The organism is Milkweed yellows phytoplasma str. MW1 (assembly GCF_000309485.1).
In the GTDB taxonomy this organism is placed as follows: domain Bacteria; phylum Bacillota_I; class Bacilli_A; order Acholeplasmatales; family Acholeplasmataceae; genus Phytoplasma.
Window position 1 is genome coordinate 1 of the sequence record NZ_AKIL01000110.1, and the last position, 641, is coordinate 641.

General features: G+C 20.6%; 1 pseudogene. It reads left to right on the top strand.

Features of this window, described 5'->3' with window-relative positions:
• Positions 1-475, top strand: a pseudogene (locus RI76_RS03105) (hypothetical protein); the annotation flags it as partial.
• Positions 476-641: the final 166 nt, after the last annotated feature.

The following is a 641-nucleotide window of genomic DNA, read 5'->3' on the forward strand; positions in this document are numbered from 1 at the left end:
AATTTTTTTTCTTCCAGAACCGATTCCTTTTATCAAAAAAATTGATGAAATGCTAGAAACTTTAGGGAACGAATCTTTAAAAAAAGAAAAAGAACGACTTTATCAAGAGATTAAAGCGCTTGAAGAAAAAAAAGCTCCTTTAGACGAACAAAACAATAAATATCAAAAAAAACTCTCAATTAAAGAACAAAAAATTAATGATTTACAAAAAAAAATCGAAACAAAAAGAACAGAATTAAAACAAATTGAAAAAGATTTGTCAAGAAAAACCACAGAAGCCGATAATTCACAATCTATTTCAATGGATAAATATAAAATAAAATTAAAAGAATTAAAAAAACAATTAAAAGTTCAAGAAACTGCAAATCAATATATTTTAATAATGATTATTATTGCTTTGACTTTTATTTGTTCTATTATTTTGTTAATTTATACTAATAAAATCCGTATACAGGGTTATAATAATCAAAATTAATTATTTTTTAGATAAGGATAATTTCCAAAATACTAAAATTTTTCTCACTAACTCAAATTTAAAGATTTGTGTAAAAACTTTAAATTTTTTATAAATAATAGAAAATTTTTTTAATAAGGAGCAAAATCGTCAATAAAATTAAGGGAATAAAATATATTTTGATTAT